The sequence below is a fragment of the Sanguibacter suarezii NBRC 16159 genome, from assembly GCF_001552735.1.
GTDB classification, from domain to species: domain Bacteria; phylum Actinomycetota; class Actinomycetes; order Actinomycetales; family Cellulomonadaceae; genus Sanguibacter; species Sanguibacter suarezii.
The window spans coordinates 13,344-27,982 of the sequence record NZ_BCRT01000007.1 but is presented as its reverse complement, the minus strand read 5'-3'; the positions used below and the strand labels follow the sequence as shown (position 1 = coordinate 27,982).

Sequence of the window (14,639 nt, the reverse complement as noted above, 5' to 3'; positions counted from 1 at the left end):
CGGGTCACGGGGTTCAGGGGACGGTCGACGACCGTCGTGGATCTGTCAGCTGGGCGCCTCCGCGCCCGGGCGGGCGTAGTAGTACCAGGCCAGCCAGGTGCAGAAGAGGCACCACACCAGGCAGATGATGAAGAAGGACGTCGGGGCGATGATCGACAGCGTGACGCCCACGATGAACGGGCCGAAGGCCGCGATGGCGGCGGTCCAGCCGATGGCACCACCGGCTTGGCGGGCGGGGAAGATCATCGGCATCTGCTTGAAGGTGCCGGCGTTGGCGAAGCCGGAGAAGAAGAAGATGATGAGCATCCCGGTGAGGAAGCCCCAGAACTCCCCCACGCTCGACGGCGTGAGGAAGAACAGCGTCACGATCGTCCCGGCGACCATGCCCACCCCGCCGATGAACGTGAAGATCGCCCCGCCGAAGCGGTCGCAGAGCGGCCCGGACCCCGCGCGGACCAGGGCGCCGAGCGCCGGTCCGATGAAGGCGAAGGCCAAGGGGTTGGGTGCGCCCTCGAAGCCTCCGTAGACGTTCTTGATGAGCAGCCCCATCTGCGCGGCCAGGCCGCTGAAGATCCCGAAGGACATGAGGTAGATCGCCGTCATGATCCAGGTGTGCTTGAGCCGGAAGATGTCCATCTGCTGGCGGAAGTTCGCGGTGATGGGCACCCGCCGCAAGAACACCAGGGCCAGGATGGTCGCCAGGATCACCCACGGGACGAGCACCAGCCCGCCGTTGTGCAGCCAGACGAGGTCGCCGTCGGTGGTGGTCTGCGGGGTGAGGTTCGCCGTGCCCAGGAGGCCGAAGCCCACCACCCAGGGCGTGAGCACCTGGACGAGGGAGATGCCGAAGTTACCCAGCCCAGCCTGCAGGCCCAGCGCGGTCCCGGACAGGCGGCGAGGGAAGAAATAGCTCGTCGAAGGCATGAAGCCGGAGAAGGTGCCACCACCGATCCCGGCGGCGAAAGCCAGGGCGAGCAGCACCCAGTAGGGCGTGGAGGTGTCGCGGACCACGATGGTCCAGCCGAGCATGGGCAGCAGCAGCAAGGCCGAGCTCAGCGCCACGAGGTTGCGGGTGCCGAGGATGGGCGGCAAGAACATGAAGATCAGCCGGAAGATGCCTGCTGCCAGGCCGGGGATGGCCACCAGCCAGTACAGCTGACCGGTGGACAGGTTGTAGCCGATGGAGTTGAGCTCCGGGGCGATCGCCGAGACCAGGTACCACGTCGCGAAGCCCAGGAGCATCGAGTACGTGGTGATCCACAGGGTGCGCCAGGCCAGCCGGGAGTCCCACGTCTCCTCGTTCTCTGGGTTCCAGTTGGACAGGTCAGGGGCGAGGCTCTTCGCAGTCGGCATCGAGGCGTCCTCCGCGTCAGGCGCAGACGCTGAGGCAAGCGCCGCGCTCATTCGAGTCTGCTCCCGCCGCGGTGGCCTCGCAACGGGACGCACACCCGCAGCCCCACCCACCAGGCCAGGGGTCCCGGGCCTGCTGAGGAAGGCTGGACTACGCTGATGAGGTGCAGCCTGCTACTCGTTCCACCCTCCCCCTGGCCTCCGTGATCACGGTCTCCGACCGCAGCGCTGCGGGCACCCGGGCTGATACCGCCGGGCCGCTCGCGGCCCAGCGCCTGGCTGACGCGGGCTTCGTCGTGACCACCGCGGTCGTGCCCGACGGCGTGGGACCGGTCCGCGCGGCGCTGGTCGCCGCGCTCGAGTCCAACGCGCGCCTGGTGCTCACCACGGGCGGGACCGGCGTCGGGCCGCGGGATGCGACGCCTGAGGGCACCGCGGGCCTGCTGACCCAGCAACTGCCCGGCGTGGCCGAGGCGCTGCGCCGCTCCGGCGCGGAGCACACCGCCGCCGCGGTGCTCTCCCGCGGGCTGGCCGGGATCGCCGACGGGCCCCACGGCCGCGCCTTCGTGGTGAACCTGCCCGGGTCGCCGGCCGCGGTCGACCAAGGCCTCGACGTGCTGCTGCCGCTCGTGGAGCATGTGCTCGCCCAGCTCGACGGGAGCGACCACTGATGGCCCTCCTGGCGCAGGTCAGCGCAGAACCCCTGTCCCTGGACGCGCACCTGCAGGCGGTCGCGAGCCCCGACGCCGGGGCGGTCGCCTCGTTCATCGGTCAGGTCCGCGACCACGACCCGGAGGCCAACGGTGAGGTGATCACCCTCGAGTACAGCGCCCATCCTGACGCCGGGCGCATCCTCACCGACATCGCCACCCGCTTCGTCGAGAAGTTCGCCGACGCCGGGGTGCGGATCTCCGTGAGCCACCGGGTCGGCCTGCTCGCGGTGGGTGACCTCGCCCTCGTGGCCTGCGTGTCCAGCGCGCACCGCGCCGCTGCCTTCGAGGCCTGCCGCGACCTCGTCGAGGCCGTCAAGGTCGAGCTGCCCGTCTGGAAACGGCAGAGCACCGAGGACGGGACGCACTCCTGGGTGGGCCTGACATGACCGGGCAGCTCGTCGACCGCTTCGGTCGGGTGCACCGCGACCTGCGGATCTCCTTGACCGACCGCTGCTCCTTGCGCTGCACCTACTGCATGCCGGCCGAGGGCGTGGAGTGGCTGTCCAAGGACAACATCCTCACCACCGACGAGCTCGAACGGGTCGCACGGGTGGCCGCTGCGCTGGGCATCACCGAGGTGCGTCTGACCGGCGGCGAGCCGTTGCTGCGCCGCGACGTGGTCGACGTGGTGCGCCGGATGACGCAGATCGAGGGCGAGCAGGGCCCGCTCGAGGTGTCCATCACGACCAACGGGCTGCGCCTGGTCGAGCTCGCCGGCCAGCTGGCCGACGCCGGGCTGGCCCGCGCCAACGTCAGCCTGGACACGCTGCGACCGGACCGGTTCCTCGCCCTCACCCGCCGCAACCGGCTCGACGACGTGCTCGCCGGGATCGACGCCGCGCGGGCCGCCGGGCTCGACCCGGTGAAGATCAACGCCGTCGCGATGCGGGGGGTCAACGACGACGAGCTCGTCGACCTGGTGCGCTTCGCTGCGGACCGCGGGGCGCAGATGCGGTTCATCGAGCAGATGCCGCTCGACGCCGGCCACACCTGGTCCCGGGTCGAGATGGTCCGCGGGGAGGAGATCCTCGACCGCCTGAGCGAGGCCTTCACCCTCACCCCGGTCGGTCAGCGCGGCGCCTCCCCCGCCGAGCTCTGGCAGGTCGACGGCGGGCCGACGACGGTCGGGGTCATCGCCTCCGTCACCGCGCCGTTCTGCGGCTCCTGCGACCGGGTGCGCCTGACCGCCGACGGCCAGCTCCGTAGCTGCCTCTTCGCCCGGACCGAGTCCGACCTGCTCCCGCTGCTGCGCGGGGATGCCACCGACGCCGACGTGGCCGACCTCATGCGCCGCTGCATCGCCGGCAAGCAGGCCGGTCACGGGATCGACGACGACGGTTTCCAGCAGCCGGACCGCCCGATGAGCGCGATCGGCGGCTGAGGGTGACCGAACCGATCGGTGGCGCTGTCGCCGCGGGCGCCGGGCTGCTCGGCGCGCTGCCGAGCACCTTCCTGGCCAAGGTCTCCCAGACCGCCACCGACCGCGCTCACGCCTGGGACGCCGTGGCCGAGGTCCTGTCCCCACCGGATGCTGCTCTCGTGGAGCGGCTGCGGTCCGGGGCGCTGGTGCAGGTGTGGCGGGAGGGCTCGAGCTGGCTCGGGGACGACACCCACATGCTCACCGCTGAGCTCATGAGCCTGGAGGTCTACTCGCGCGGCGCAGCGCGGCGCGATCCTCACGACGACCTCGCTGACCTGCGCATCGGCTACGACGCCCTCGTCGCGCCGTCCGCGCACCTGGTCGACGGGCTCCGTGCGGTCGCGGCCCTGTGCCGCGAGGAGGCGCAGGCCTGGACGGATGGGCGTGTGGAGGAGGCCAAGGCGCTGCGCGCCGGTCAGCAGGACCTCATCACCGAGCGGCTCTCCTCGGAGCTGCCGGACCTGGCAGGGCGGCTGGTGCGCGAGGGCGAGGCCAACGTCTGGCGCCTGGTGGGGCGGCTGACGCTGGCGATCCTCTCCACGGAGACAGGCCGCGACTTCCAGCGCTCGGTCCTGGGAGACCGGACGCGGCGGCGGTGACCGTGGGTGAGGTGACCGTGGGTGAGGTGACCGTGGGTCAGGGCCGGATGTCGACCGGCAGGCGCGAGGAGAAGGGGTTCGCGCGCCGGTAGGCGCACACCGGGCACAGCGTCCCGGCCCCCGTCGTCGGGAAGCGGGTGCGGCAGCGCTGGCACTGCGCGGTCGACAACGACGCCACCGGCGCGGGTGCGGGGGTGGCGACGCGCGCGAGGACCGCGTCCCAGCCCCACCGCCCCTGCGCCGTCAGCACGTCCTCGGGGCAGATCTGGACGCAGGCCAGGCACCCGTCGCAGCGGGTCGGGTCCTGGACCAGCGTGGTCATCAGCAGGGCTGCGTTCGCCTCGTCCCCGGACCCGCCGAGGTGACGCAGGGTGAGGGCATCCGCGGGGCAGGCACGGACGCACACCCCGCAGGCGGTGCAGCCCTTGCCGCGCAGCTGTACCGCAGGGCTGAGCAGGTCCGGGAGACTGGCCGATGGGGGCAGCAGCGCGGCGAGCGCGGTGGTCAGCCGCTGAGCGTCGGGGGCGTACTCGTCCGCGAGGCCGCGGGCGGACCCGGCCCCCAGGCCCAGGACCTGGCGGCGGGGCACGGGCATGCGCTCGGCGTCGAGCACCTCGCGGCGGGACTGGCGCGGGGCGCGGGGGCGCCGGCGACCCAGGAGCGTCCGGCGCTCGCCGGTCTGCTCGGGTGCGGTCTGCTCCGGTCCGGACAGGTGCAGGCGGTCGACGCCGGTCGAGGCGAGGACCTGCGCAGCCGCGTCGAGCAGGGCGTTGGCGGTGTGCGGCTGTGCGCACTCGTCACGGCGCACGACCACCGTCTGCGCGCCGGCGGTGAACAGCTCGAGGATCTCGTGCGCCGGGACCTCGGCCAGGCAGGTCGCCGCGCGCACGACGGTGCGTGCCGGGTCCCCCAGCGCCGGAGCCGGGTGCTCGGCGCAGACCAGCTCGAGGATCACGCCGTCGTCCTGACGAGCGACCCAACGCGCCACCGAGCGCAGCGACCCGGTCACGGCTGGAAGGTACGCCCGGCGTCGGACAGCAGGCCCAGGCCGAGCTCGCCCATCCCGCGGTAGAAGCTCGTGGTGGCTTCAGTGGTGATGAGGGTGAGGCACTGCGGGCCCCAGGCGAGCAGGTGCTCGTCCAGGAAGCGGGCGATCGCAGCGAGCACCCGGGTGAGGGCGGCGTCGTCGGCGCTGTCGAGCGCGTCCAGGCCGCGCACGCAGAGCTCGGCGACGAAGGCCATCTCCAACCCGATGTGGTCGTCGGGCTCCTGGTTGAGGCGCGGGGCGGCGAGGCCGAACTCGGCATAGGCGGCCCGCACGACGAAGGTGTCCTGCTCGAAGATCAGCCGGTCCTGGGAGCGGTGCACCGACTCGTAGGGCGGCGCGGTCATCCGCTCCGGACCGACGAAGAGCTGGGCGAAGTCCCGCCGGACGTCGCGGGCGTCCTCCCCCGCACGCCCGGACTCCACGAGTGCGGCAACACCGCTGCGGCTCTCGTTGCACGGCCGGCCGGGCCACTGGGCGAGGAGCTCGGCGTCGCGCAGCTGGTCGAGGACGTCCTGCTCGGGAGGAGCGAGCAGCACCCGGGACAGTGCGGTGAACGCCGCGGCCATGCGGTCCAGGTCGTGGGCGAGCTCTGCGGTCTCGGTGACAGCGGCGGGAGTGGTCATGACCGGCTCACATCCCGATCCGGAACATCGAGTCGTAGAACTGCGACCGGCCGATGACCTCGCCCACGAGCACCAGCGCGAAGGCGCTGGTGGCCAGGATGGCCAGCGGCCGAGCGGCCGCCTTGCTGCTGGCATAACGGAAGACGAAGACGGACAGCAGCCCGGCCCCGAGGAAGACGAGCACGAGGCGGGCGACGAACCACGCCCCGGAGAACACCGCCGCGGACTGACCCGCCTCGGCGCCGCCGCCGGCGAGGTCAGACAGGTGCAGCGTGACGATGAGGAACTCCACGCCCAGCAGCACCACAGCCGCGATCCCGATGCCCTTGAGGGTCGAGGTGAGCAGCTTGCGGGAGTCCGGGTCGACGACGTCGTGCTCGACGTCGGCGGGCACGTCACCGCGAGAGGCGATCCGGATCCGCCACATCACGGCGCCCATGAGCGCGGCGCCCACGGCGAGCGCGCCCAGCAGGAAGGTGGTGGTGAAGAACTGCGCGGGGGTCGCGATGGTGTTCCACGCCGGGACGGTCACGAGGGAGTAGTAGATCATCGACATGCTCGTCACGAGCGCCAGCCCGACGACGGCGGTGAGCAGCGCCATCGCCTGGCGCTGGCGGATGGTGCCCCACTTCTTCCACTGCATCGCGGCGAAGACGAAGCCGAGGCCGGCGAAGGCCGCACCGAAGATGATCTCGCGGGTGAGCCAGGAGGAGTCGAAGTGGCGCAGCACGTTGAGCGTGTTCATCGGGTCGTTCATGTGGAAGGTGGAGGCCACGAGGCCGAGCACCATGACCGGGCCGATCGCGTACAGGGCCGGGTCGGTGACCTTGTCGATCGCCTGGGCGCCGAAGCGGCGTGAGGCGACGATCTGGACGATGCCGAGCACCACGAAGGCACCGACGCTCATCTGCGCCAAGATCGTGAACGCGATCATCGGAAGTTCGTGGACGTTCATCTCACAGCTCCTCAGGGTTGACGATCGCACCCGTCCCGTGACCGGTCGGCTGGGCGTCACGGTGGGGGACGATCACCAGGCGCGGGCGGGTCAGTGCCGGGTCCGGCAGCGGCTCGACGCCGGCGAGGGAGCCGTGCTCGGCGCGCAGCTCGTCGATCGGTCCCCAGCCCAGGGCGCGGGAGGGGCAGGCCGCCACGCAGGCAGGGTCCTCTCCCTCGGCGCGGTAGTCCGCGCACATGTCGCACTTGGTCATGTGGCCCGAGCTCGGGTCGAACTGCGGGGCCGAGTAGGGGCAGGCCCACTCGCAGTAGCGGCAGCCCACGCACTTGTCGTCGTCGATGGAGACGATGCCGTCCTCACCCACGTGCATGGCCGTCGTGGGGCACACCTTCACGCAAATCGGGTCTTCGCAGTGGTTGCAGGAGATGGACGTGAAGTACGAGAAGACGTTGGGGACGAAGGTGTCCCCGTCCTGCTGCCAGGTGCCGCCGGTGTACTCCGCGACACGGCGCCAGGAGACACCGACGGGCAGGTCGTGCTTGTCCTTGCACGCCACCGAGCAGGCCTTGCAGCCGGTGCACAGGGTCTGGTCGAACTGAAATCCGAGGTTGGTCGTCATGATGATCCTGTCTTACCCGTCAGGCTTTGCGCAGTTGGGCGAGCGTGGTGTGCTGGGCGTTGCCCTTCGTGATGGGCGAGGGGTGCCAGCTGGTCAGCGTGTTGACCGATCCGCCGGTGTCGGTGCCCTTGGCGTCGGGCGTGAACCACGCGCCCTGGGGGATGGACAGCACGCCGGGTGCGATCCGCGTGGTCACCCGGGCGGGGATCTGGACGCGTCCGCGGTCGTTGAACACCTCGACGAGGTCGTCGTTGGCCACTCCGCGAGCCTCGGCGTCGATCGGGTTGATCCACACCACCTGCGGGTGGGCTTCCTTCATCCAGTCGACGTTGCCGTAGGTGGAGTGGGTGCGCTGCTTGAAGTGGTGACCGATCACCTGGAGCGGGAACTTCGCGTTGGTGCGCGCCTCTTCTGCCCCTTCCCAGGTGCTCAGGTGCTCAGGCAGCGCGGTGATCCGGTCCCCCTCGGGCAGCTCCCAGGTCTGAGCCATCTCCCACAGCGGCTTGGAGAAGATCTCGATCTTCCCGGACTCGGTCGCCAGGGGGTTGGCCACAGGGTCCGCACGGAAGTCCGCGAGGCCGATGTAGCTCGGGCCCTCGATCTTCCAGACGCCCATCTCGCGCAGGTCGTCGAAGGCGGGCAGCTCGGGGTTCGCCTCGCGGCTCTCCTCGACCACCTGACGGACCCAGTCCTCCTGGGTCTTGCCTTCGGTGAACTCGCTCTCGACGCCGAGCCGGCGGGCGATCTCGGTCATCATCTCGTAGATCGTCTTGCAGTTGTACAGCGGTTCGATCACCTGGTCGGCGACGATCGCGTACCCCATGTTGCCCGCGCTGCCCTGCTGGATCACGTCGAGCTGCTCGGCGTTGGAGACGTCGGGCAGGAGGATGTCTGCGTAGCGCGCGGAGACGGTCATCTGGTTGTCGATCACGACGATCATCTCGCACAGCGAGTCGTCTTCCAGGAGGGCGACGGTGCGATTGATGTCACCGTGCTGGTTGGTCAGCGCGTTGCCCGCGTACTGCCAGACCATCTTGATGTTGGTGTCGAGCTTGTCCTTGCCCCGCACCCCGTCCCGCAGTGCGGTCATCTGCTCGCCGCGCTCGATAGCGTCGGTCCAGGAGAACACCGAGATCGAGGTCTTGACCGGGTTCTTCGACCGGAACGGGTTCGCCATCGACAGGCCGAACTTGCCCTCTCGCTCGCCCGTGCCGCCACCCGGGAGACCGACCGACCCGGTCATCGCCGCGAGGGTGAAGATCGCCCGGGCCTGGTTCTCCCCGTTGGCGTGGCGCTGGGGGCCCCAGCCCTGGGTGATGTGCACCGGACGAGCTTGGCCGATCTCGCGGCCGAGCTGGATGAGGGTGCGCGCGGGGACGCCGGTGACCTTCGCCGCCCACTCCGGCGTCTTCTCGATGCCGTCCGGGCCCAGGCCCATGATGTAGCTGCGGTAGGAGTTTCCTGCGGGGATGCCCTCGGGCATGTGGTCTTCGTCGAAGCCCAGGCAGTAGGTGTCCAGGAACTCCTGGTCGTGGAGGTTCTCGGAGATCATCACGTGAGCGAGGCCCGCCACGAGCGCGGCGTCGGTCCCCGGTCGCGGGGCGACCCACTGGTCGCCGATGCCCCCGGCGGTCTCGGAGTAGCGCGGGTCGATGACGATCGTGCGGACACCGTGCAGCTTCTTGGCCTGCTGGGTCACGAAGGTCTCGCCGCCGCCGCTCATCCGGGTCTCGAGCGGGTTGTTGCCGAACATCACCTGCAGCTGGGAGTTCTTGACGTCGTCGAAGCTGTTCGAGCCGATCCAGCCGCCGTAGTGGTACGCGGCCGCGCCGGCGATCTGCGCCGAGGAGTAGTCGCCGTAGTGGTTGAGGTAGCCCCCCACGCAGTTCATCAACCGGGCCACCGGGGTGTCGATGGGTGGCCAGCTGCGGGTGATCGTGCCACCGAGCGTGCCGGTGCCGTAGTTGAGGTAGATCGACTCGTTGCCGTGCTCGGCGATGAGACGGGTCATCGTGGTGGCGATCTCGTCGAAGGCCTCCTCCCACGTGATCTCGTCCCACTGGCCGGCGCCGCGCTTGGTCCCGGGCCGACGGCGCATCGGGGTCTTGAGGCGGTCCGGGTTGTAGATGCGGTGCCGGATCGAGCGGCCGCGCACGCAGGCGCGGATCTGCTGGGTGCCCAGGGAGTCGTCACCGGTGTCGTCGGGGAGGACGCGGGTGATCTGCCCGTCCTTGACCACCATGCGCAAGGGGCAGCGGGATCCGCAGTTGACGTTGCAGGAGGACCAGACGATCTTGTCGTCCCCGGACGGAGTGAGGGCCACGGCGTTCTCGGCTCCGACGCCGGGCAGCACCCCGAAGTAGGCACCCGTGCCGACCAGGGCCGCTCCGCCGCCTACGGCAGCGCTCCACTTCAGGACGGAGCGGCGGGACACACCAGCCTGGTCCGTTGGTGCCAGGTCGTTGTTAGCCATCCGCTCACTCCAAGTCGCACGTGCATCCGAACAGCCAGTTCATCTCATGATCTGAGATTTCCGTGGTCCTAAAGTCCCAGACCACAGCGTGCGGATAGCGATTTCATCCTCGTTGCGAGAGCGACGTCTCAGCGTCGGCGAACGTGGCGAAATGATCGGTAATGCGACGCGATGGGGTGAGTCCAGGTCGACTGCGCGCGGGCAGCGCGGTGCGGATGGTCAGCGAGTGGCGCGGTTCAACTGGTCCTGCACCTGTCAGCCGCCGGCGAAGGGCGGGAGCACGTCGACGGCGTCGGAGGGGTTGAGCGCGGCCGCAGGGTCGTCGGTGCGGACGCCGTTGACCAGCAGGGAGCAACGGGTCAGCACCCGGGCAAGCTCGGCGCCACGGGTCGCCCCCATCTGGGCCACCAGCTCACCGACGGTCGCCGCCTCGAGCTGCTCGGCCTCGACGCCGGCCGCCTCGGCCGCACCTGCGAAGTAGCGGACGTTCGCCATCATGAGGCTCCGTCGGTCGGCGCCTGCGCGTCGGACAGCTCCGCCCAACGCCCGGCGAGGTCGCTCGTGCGCCGAGCCGCGTCGCGCAGCGCCTCGGTGGGGTCCTCGCCGTTGGCGGCACGCTGAGCAGCGGCCAGCCCGACGAGGAAGGTGCTCAGCGGAGCCGCCGGGCGCGCGACCCCGTTGGCCACGTCGCGGGCGATGTCGAGGACGTCGCCGATCGGCACGAGCCCGGCGTCCAGGCCCAGCTCGGCGGCCAGCGCGGCGAGCCAGCCCTCGAGGGCCTCGGGGGGCAGGGTGCGGCTGACAGCCGGCTTGGTGGGCTTGGTGGGAGTGGGGTCAGTCATGGTCGGGCCTCTCTCGGTTCACATCAGGTCGGTGGGGTCGCTTCGGGGCGGTCGTGCGGCTGAGGCGAGGGCGCCGCGTCGGTGCGGGCACGCTCGACGTCCTGCCACGTGTCCACGTCCGCGCCGACGCCGGTGGCGTCGGCGACGGTCCGTAGCCTGAGCTGTCCGAGCAGCCTGCCGACCGGCGCTCCGGTCAGCCCCTGCCCGTCCGCACCGGCCAGCGCGGTGACCGCGGCGTCGAGGGCGGCTCTGCGGTAGATCCCCGCGAGCCACTGCACGCGGCCGCCGGCGTCCTGCAGGCAGAGCCCGTCGACGCCGGCGGCGTCGGTTCCGTCCGCACCGTCGGCACCGTCGGCACTGTCGGCACCGTCGAGCAGGTCGTCCAGCGCGGCCCGCAGCGTGACCGCGACGTCGGGCGCGCGTGGCAGGTCACAAGCAAGCACGAGCACCCAGTCCGCGCTCAGGACCGCCAGGCCAGCGGCGACGCCGGCTGCTGGCCCCGCGAAGGCGGGAGTCTCCTGGACGCTGAGCACCGGGGCAGCCACCAGGCCGGGCGGCCCGACGACGACGGTGCGCTGCGCGCCGATCCGCGCGGCTGCGGCGAGGGCGTGGTCGAGCAGGGTGCCGCCGCCGACGACCACCCCGGCCTTGTCGGTCCCGCCCAGCCGGGAGGACCGCCCGCCGGCGAGCACCAGCGCGTCCAGAGCCGGCGCACCAGCCGGCACAGGCGAGGGCACGGGGACCTCAGTCACGGCAGGCTCAGCAGGCTCGGCATAGCAACGCTCAGTCCTGCGCTCGGTGCCAGTCGCCGGACTTCCCGCCGGTCTTGGCGACCAGCTTGACGTCCTCGATCGAGACGGACTTGTCCAGGCCCTTGACCATGTCGACGACGGCGAGGGCCGCCACCGAGACGGCTGTCAGCGCCTCCATCTCGACTCCGGTCCGGTCCGCGGTGCGCACCGTCGCGCTCACCCGGACGCCGTCGTCGTCGATGCTCAGGTCCACGGCCGCGCCGTGCACCCCGATGATGTGCGCGAGGGGCAGCAGCTCAGCGCAGCGCTTGGCGCCCTGGATGCCGGCGATGCGCGCGACGGCGAGCACGTCGCCCTTGGGAGCGGCGCCGTCGCGCAGGGCGGCGATCACCAGCGGGCCGCAGCGGACGAAGCCTGTCGCGGTCGCGCTGCGGACGGTGGGGGTCTTCTCGGTGACGTCGACCATGCGGGCCTGGCCTGCGGAGTCGAGGTGCGTAAAGGGCTGGTTCATGGTGTGACCAGCATGACACCGACGGTGTCGCCCCGTCGAACCTCGGTGACGTCGGCGCCGACCACCGCGAAGCCGTCCGCCGCGGCCAGACCGCCGACCAGGTGCGAGCCCGAGCCGCCTCGGGTGGCCGGGCGGGCGGTGAGCCCGGCGGGGCCGGCCTCGAGCACGACGGGCATGTACTGCTGGCGCCCGGGCGGGGTCCGCCACCCGTCGCTGACCTGCGCGGACAGCATCCGACGAGTGAGCTGGGTGCGCCCGGCCAGCCGCGCGAGGGCGGGCCGGACGAACACCTCGAAGGACACGCAGGCGCTCACCGGGTTGCCCGGCAGGCCGAAGACCGGGGTGCCTCCGGGCAGCCGCCCGAAGGCCTGGGGCTTGCCCGGCTGCATCGCCACGGACACGAAGTCGATTCCGCCGAGAGGGGCCAGGACGGCCTTGGTGACGTCGTAGGCGCCCACGCTCACACCGCCGGAGAGCACCACGAGGTCGACGCCGGCCTCGACCGCCGCGGCGAGCTCGGCGCGCAGGGCGTCGTCGTCGTCGGGCACGGTGACCGCGCGCTCGACGCTGGCACCGGCCTCGACCACGAGGGCGGCCAGCAGCGTCGAGTTGGACTCGGGGATCTGGCCGCGGCCGAGCGGCTGCCCCGGCGGGACGAGCTCGCTGCCGGTGGCCAGCACGGCCACCCGGGGAGCGCGGTGGACGGTGAGGGTGGGGTGACCGGCCGCCGCGGCGGCGGACAGGTGCCGGGGGCTGAGCACGGAGCCGGCGGTCAGCACCACGTCGCCGGCGGAGAGGTCTTCGCCGGTGCGGCGGATGTGCGCGGCCGGGCGGGGCGCCGTCGTGATGGTGACGCGGGTGGTGGCGGCGCCGGCGTCGGCGCCGAATCCGTCGGTGTGCTCGACGGGGACGATCGCGTCGGCCTCGGTGGGGACCGGGGCGCCGGTCATGATGCGCGCGGCGGTGCCGGGGGCGAGCGGTGGGTCCTCCGCGCTGCCGGCGGGCAGGTCGGCGACCACCTCGAGGGTGACCGGGTGCTCGGGCGAGGCGTGCGCGACGTCGTGGTGGCGGACCGCGAAGCCGTCCATCGCGGAGTTGTCGAAGACCGGGATGTCGGTCCGCGAGCGCAGGTCGACCGCCAGCGTCCGCCCGAGCGCCGCGGCGAGCGGGAGCTCCTCGGTGCCCAGCGGCTCCAGGCCCGCGAGCACGTGGGTGAGCTGGTCCTCGACGGTGATCATCGGCACTCCTGGATCGGCGGTTCGGGTGGGTGGTTCAGGTGGGTGGTTCAGGTGGGTGGTTCGGTCGACCACCCGGTCAGGGGGCCGCAGGGCGCACGGTGTCACGCTAGCCCGCCCTGACACGCGGGGCGCCGGACGAGGGGCGCCGCCGTCGGTGAGGCGGCGTCGCGCATCCCAGTCTCCCCGTCCTAGAGCCGCACACGCGGGACGAAGGTCTATTTTTCGCCGCACCTGCGGTGCTAGCCTTCCCAGATGGCTCACTACCGGATCAGTGAAGCAGCCCAGCTACTCGGCGTCAGCGACGACACGGTGCGCCGCTGGGTCGAGTCCAGCGACCTCGTCCTGGCCGTGGACGACGCCGGCCGGCAGGTCATCGCGGGCACCGACCTCGCCGCTCGGGCGGTCGAGCTGGCCCAGGCGCCCCACGATCCGTCCAGCGTCGGTCGCAGCGCCCGCAACCGCTTCGTCGGGCTCGTCACGCGGGTGGTGACCGACCAGGTCATAGCCCAGGTCGAGATCCAGTCCGGACAGCACCGCGTGGTCTCGTTGCTCTCGGCCGAGGCGGTCCGCGAGCTGGGCCTGGAGGTCGGGTCGCTCGCCGTCGCGGTCGTCAAGGCCACCAACGTCATCATCGAGACCCCCGGCGGCTCGCAATGACCACGCCTCCGCGGCGGCGGCGCGCCGGCACGGTGCTCGCGCTGGTGACCACCGCGTCGCTGCTGGCCGCGTGCGTCGGCGGGTCGAGCCGCACAGCCGAGCCCACCGCGGACACGAGCCCTGGCGCCACCGCAGCCGCGCAGGCACCGGGGCCCGAGCTGACCGGCGAGCTGACCGTCTACGCCGCCGCCTCTCTCAGTGCCGCCTTCGACGACCTCGCCACCCGCTTCGAAGAGCTGCACCCGGCCCTCGACGTCGCCCCGCTCGTCTACGACGGGTCCTCCACGCTGGCGACCCAGCTCCTCGAGGGCGCCCCGGCCGACGTCTTCGCCTCCGCGGACGAGACGACCATGGCCACCGTCGCCGGCGCGGACCTGCTCGCCGGCCCCGCCCAGCTCTTCGCCGCCAACACCCTCGTCATCGCCCTCCCCCGCGGCAACCCCGCAGAGGTGACCAGCCTCGACGACCTCGCCCGCCCGGGCGTCTCGGTCGTCCTGTGCGCTACGGCGGTGCCCTGCGGCTCAGCCGCTCACGAGCTGCTCGAGGCGGCCGGGGTCAGCGTAACGCCGGTGAGCGAGGAGCAGAACGTCTCCGCGGTGCTCACCAAGGTCCGAGCCGACGAGGCCGACGCCGGGCTCGTCTATGCGACCGACGTCGCCGCCGCAGGTACGGACGTCACCTCGATCGTCCCGCCCGGGGCCGAGGACGTCGTCAACCGCTACCCCGTCGCGGCGCTGGCCGAGGCGGCCAACCCGGCTGCGGCCGCCGCCTTCGTCAGCTTCGTGCTCAGCCCTGCCGGGCAGAGTGTGCTCGCCGGGTACGGGTTCAGCGCCCCGTGA

The 14,639-nt window shown here is 71.7% G+C and carries 17 protein-coding genes; 6 read left to right on the top strand and 11 right to left on the bottom strand.

What is annotated here, in order from left to right:
• Positions 1–45: 45 nt before the first annotated feature.
• Positions 46–1,353 carry an MFS transporter gene (locus SS2_RS03205; RefSeq protein WP_066461020.1) on the bottom strand — a complete coding sequence of 436 codons (1,308 nt, stop codon included), beginning with the start codon at positions 1,351–1,353 and terminating at the stop codon, positions 46–48.
• Positions 1,354–1,514: 161 nt separating this feature from the next.
• Here SS2_RS03205 and SS2_RS03200 point away from each other — a divergent pair, with 161 nt between their 5' ends.
• The 4 genes from SS2_RS03200 to SS2_RS03185 are packed head-to-tail and all read left to right on the top strand — an operon-like array spanning position 1,515 to position 4,082.
• Complete coding sequence (locus SS2_RS03200; protein ID WP_245643322.1) at positions 1,515–2,021, top strand: MogA/MoaB family molybdenum cofactor biosynthesis protein; 507 nt, start codon at positions 1,515–1,517, stop codon at positions 2,019–2,021.
• Entirely contained in the window at positions 2,021–2,449 is a 429-nt protein-coding gene (locus SS2_RS03195) for a molybdenum cofactor biosynthesis protein MoaE (RefSeq protein WP_066461018.1), read from the top strand. Before SS2_RS03200 ends, SS2_RS03195 begins: the two co-directional genes overlap by 1 nt.
• Complete coding sequence (moaA, locus tag SS2_RS03190) at positions 2,446–3,444, top strand: GTP 3',8-cyclase MoaA (RefSeq protein WP_066461017.1); 999 nt, start codon at positions 2,446–2,448, stop codon at positions 3,442–3,444. Before SS2_RS03195 ends, moaA begins: the two co-directional genes overlap by 4 nt.
• Positions 3,445–3,446: 2 nt before the next feature.
• Entirely contained in the window at positions 3,447–4,082 is a 636-nt protein-coding gene (locus tag SS2_RS03185) for a hypothetical protein (RefSeq protein ID WP_066461016.1), read from the top strand.
• Positions 4,083–4,119: 37 nt separating this feature from the next.
• Here SS2_RS03185 and SS2_RS03180 read toward each other — a convergent pair whose 3' ends face one another.
• The 10 genes from SS2_RS03180 to SS2_RS03135 all read right to left on the bottom strand — a co-directional run bounded on the left by SS2_RS03180 (position 4,120) and on the right by SS2_RS03135 (position 13,143).
• Positions 4,120–5,091 carry an NADH-quinone oxidoreductase subunit I gene (locus tag SS2_RS03180; RefSeq protein WP_157607171.1) on the bottom strand — a complete coding sequence of 324 codons (972 nt, stop codon included), beginning with the start codon at positions 5,089–5,091 and terminating at the stop codon, positions 4,120–4,122.
• Positions 5,088–5,753 carry a TorD/DmsD family molecular chaperone gene (locus SS2_RS03175; RefSeq protein WP_066461013.1) on the bottom strand — a complete coding sequence of 222 codons (666 nt, stop codon included), beginning with the start codon at positions 5,751–5,753 and terminating at the stop codon, positions 5,088–5,090. Before SS2_RS03175 ends, SS2_RS03180 begins: the two co-directional genes overlap by 4 nt.
• 7 nt (positions 5,754–5,760) lie before the next feature.
• Complete coding sequence (locus tag SS2_RS03170; protein ID WP_066461010.1) at positions 5,761–6,708, bottom strand: dimethyl sulfoxide reductase anchor subunit family protein; 948 nt, start codon at positions 6,706–6,708, stop codon at positions 5,761–5,763.
• Between the two features lies 1 nt (position 6,709).
• Positions 6,710–7,327 carry a DMSO/selenate family reductase complex B subunit gene (locus tag SS2_RS03165; RefSeq protein ID WP_066461008.1) on the bottom strand — a complete coding sequence of 206 codons (618 nt, stop codon included), beginning with the start codon at positions 7,325–7,327 and terminating at the stop codon, positions 6,710–6,712.
• A gap of 19 nt (positions 7,328–7,346) precedes the next feature.
• Entirely contained in the window at positions 7,347–9,800 is a 2,454-nt protein-coding gene (locus SS2_RS03160; protein ID WP_066461006.1) for a DMSO/selenate family reductase complex A subunit, read from the bottom strand.
• Between the two features lie 255 nt (positions 9,801–10,055).
• Positions 10,056–10,295: a MoaD/ThiS family protein gene (locus SS2_RS03155; RefSeq protein ID WP_066461004.1), complete on the bottom strand. Its 240-nt coding sequence runs from the start codon at positions 10,293–10,295 to the stop codon at positions 10,056–10,058.
• Entirely contained in the window at positions 10,295–10,642 is a 348-nt protein-coding gene (locus SS2_RS03150) for a DUF6457 domain-containing protein (protein WP_066461001.1), read from the bottom strand. Before SS2_RS03150 ends, SS2_RS03155 begins: the two co-directional genes overlap by 1 nt.
• Positions 10,643–10,665: 23 nt before the next feature.
• Positions 10,666–11,394, bottom strand: coding sequence for a molybdenum cofactor guanylyltransferase (gene mobA, locus SS2_RS03145; RefSeq protein WP_066460999.1), 729 nt, complete (start codon positions 11,392–11,394; stop codon positions 10,666–10,668).
• Positions 11,395–11,425: 31 nt separating this feature from the next.
• A complete protein-coding gene (gene moaC, locus SS2_RS03140; protein ID WP_066460997.1) occupies positions 11,426–11,905 on the bottom strand; it encodes a cyclic pyranopterin monophosphate synthase MoaC in 480 nt (159 codons plus the stop codon).
• Positions 11,902–13,143, bottom strand: a complete 1,242-nt coding sequence (locus SS2_RS03135) for a molybdopterin molybdotransferase MoeA (RefSeq protein ID WP_066460995.1) — start codon at positions 13,141–13,143, stop codon at positions 11,902–11,904. Before SS2_RS03135 ends, moaC begins: the two co-directional genes overlap by 4 nt.
• Positions 13,144–13,395: 252 nt before the next feature.
• On the opposite strand from SS2_RS03135, the gene SS2_RS03130 reads away from it, so the two are divergent.
• The gene (locus SS2_RS03130; RefSeq protein WP_066460992.1) at positions 13,396–13,800 is read left to right on the top strand and encodes a TOBE domain-containing protein; all 405 of its coding nucleotides are present in this window, start codon (positions 13,396–13,398) and stop codon (positions 13,798–13,800) included.
• Positions 13,797–14,639: a molybdate ABC transporter substrate-binding protein gene (gene modA / locus SS2_RS03125; RefSeq protein WP_066460990.1), complete on the top strand. Its 843-nt coding sequence runs from the start codon at positions 13,797–13,799 to the stop codon at positions 14,637–14,639. The genes SS2_RS03130 and modA overlap by 4 nt, the downstream gene beginning before the upstream one ends.

Coding starts and splice junctions, on each gene's coding strand:
- SS2_RS03150 (WP_066461001.1), bottom strand. CDS start 10,642: ATGACTGACCCCACTCCCACCAAGCCCACCAAGCCGGCTGTCAGCCGC.
- SS2_RS03130 (WP_066460992.1), top strand. CDS start 13,396: ATGGCTCACTACCGGATCAGTGAAGCAGCCCAGCTACTCGGCGTCAGC.
- SS2_RS03195 (WP_066461018.1), top strand. CDS start 2,021: ATGGCCCTCCTGGCGCAGGTCAGCGCAGAACCCCTGTCCCTGGACGCG.
- SS2_RS03135 (WP_066460995.1), bottom strand. CDS start 13,143: ATGATCACCGTCGAGGACCAGCTCACCCACGTGCTCGCGGGCCTGGAG.
- SS2_RS03170 (WP_066461010.1), bottom strand. CDS start 6,708: ATGAACGTCCACGAACTTCCGATGATCGCGTTCACGATCTTGGCGCAG.
- modA (WP_066460990.1), top strand. CDS start 13,797: ATGACCACGCCTCCGCGGCGGCGGCGCGCCGGCACGGTGCTCGCGCTG.
- SS2_RS03205 (WP_066461020.1), bottom strand. CDS start 1,353: ATGCCGACTGCGAAGAGCCTCGCCCCTGACCTGTCCAACTGGAACCCA.
- SS2_RS03160 (WP_066461006.1), bottom strand. CDS start 9,800: ATGGCTAACAACGACCTGGCACCAACGGACCAGGCTGGTGTGTCCCGC.
- SS2_RS03155 (WP_066461004.1), bottom strand. CDS start 10,295: ATGGCGAACGTCCGCTACTTCGCAGGTGCGGCCGAGGCGGCCGGCGTC.
- moaC (WP_066460997.1), bottom strand. CDS start 11,905: ATGAACCAGCCCTTTACGCACCTCGACTCCGCAGGCCAGGCCCGCATG.
- SS2_RS03165 (WP_066461008.1), bottom strand. CDS start 7,327: ATGACGACCAACCTCGGATTTCAGTTCGACCAGACCCTGTGCACCGGC.
- moaA (WP_066461017.1), top strand. CDS start 2,446: ATGACCGGGCAGCTCGTCGACCGCTTCGGTCGGGTGCACCGCGACCTG.
- SS2_RS03175 (WP_066461013.1), bottom strand. CDS start 5,753: ATGACCACTCCCGCCGCTGTCACCGAGACCGCAGAGCTCGCCCACGAC.